The 1331-nt window shown below is 63.4% G+C and carries 1 protein-coding gene and 1 other annotated feature; the gene reads right to left on the bottom strand.

From position 1 onward, the window contains the following. Window positions 1-33 precede the first annotated feature (33 nt). Window positions 34-1277 (bottom strand): IS3 family transposase gene (locus AB0H49_RS34395; RefSeq protein ID WP_357257310.1). Its coding sequence is split into 2 segments (ribosomal slippage): window positions 34-989 and window positions 989-1277, totalling 1245 coding nucleotides; the frame shifts between segments, so codons are not numbered across the junction. Next, window positions 862-990: a sequence feature (AL1L pseudoknot), on the bottom strand. Its footprint overlaps the gene before it by 129 nt. Window positions 1278-1331: the final 54 nt, after the last annotated feature.

Here is a 1331-nt window from a genome sequence, read left to right as displayed (position 1 = left end):
TGAACCGTCACGGGTAGGAGACCGGCTTCGGTTTCAGACCAGCGCCGGTCGGCGTGGTGGTTGTTGAGCGTAGTAGGCAGCTTCGTATTCGGCCGGGGTGAGGTAGTCCAGGCGGGAATGTAGACGGGCGTTGTTGTACCAGTCGCACCATTCCATAAGCGCGAACTCCACCTCGGTGCGAGTCTTGAACGGGCCGTGCCGGTTGATCACCTCGGTCTTGAACAGGCCGATGATCGACTCTGCCAGAGCGTTGTCGTAGGCATCGCCGACCGATCCGACAGAAGCCGACAAGCCCTGCAAGGCAAGTGATTCGGTGAACTTCACCGATACGTATTGACTGCCTGCGTCGGTATGAAATATCAGGCCGGGCTCGACCGAGTATCCGTAGCGCTCACGCCGCCACACGGCCATGTTGAGAGCTTTGGACACCAACGCGGTCGTCTTGGTGGCCGCGGCGGTCCAGCCCACGATCGCGCGGGAGTAGGCATCGAACACGAACGCCACGTAGGCCCATCCCGACCACGTCGAGACATAGGTGAAGTCCGCGACCCACACCAGGTTCGGAGCTGCGGCGGTGAAGTCGCGGTTGAGCTTGTCGGTGGCGCGCACGCCGTCCTTGGCCGGGATGGTGGTGCGATGCTTGCGGCCCCGCACGACACCGTTGAGCCCGAGTTCACGCATGATCCGGTCGACGGTGCAGAACGCCACGTCATGGCCCTGGCGACGCAGATAGCGGGTCATCTTGCGGCGCCCGTACATCTGCTCGGGCCTGCCCTCGAGATCTCGTAACGCGTTCTCCACGTGAGCGTCGGCGATATCGCGGGCCGAGGGCGGCCGACGGCGGGCCTTGCGGTAGGTCCTCGGCGCGATCTGCACTCCGTGCGCGCGTAACGCACGACAGATCGACTCGACACCGTAGACCCGACGGTATTCATCGATGAACCCGACGATTACCGGTGTCGCGGGTCGAGTTCCCGCGCGAAGAAAGCCGAAGCCAGTTTCAGGATCTCGTTGGCCTGCTTGAGATCTCGGACCTCTCGCCGCAGCTTCGCCAACTCCTCACGCTCGGCCGAAGACAAGCCGGGGCCGGCTTGCCCGCCCGGCCGCGCCCCATCGGCCAGAGCCTTCTTGATCCAGATCCGCAGCGTCTCGAAATGGACATCGACCAACGGCGCGAGAGCTTGGGCGGCAGCATACGGAGTCCCGTACTCATCGAGACGCTCGAGAGCCAGACGCACAGCCTTCTCACGAACCTCGGGCGGGTAACGCTTCGACATGATGGCGACCATCTTCCTCTAAGAAGAAGCGGCCCCCAACCCGTGACAGTTCAC

This window comes from Nocardia sp. NPDC050713, assembly GCF_040654315.1.
GTDB lineage: Bacteria > Actinomycetota > Actinomycetes > Mycobacteriales > Mycobacteriaceae > Nocardia.
This window is presented reverse-complemented; position numbering and strand designations above follow the sequence as displayed.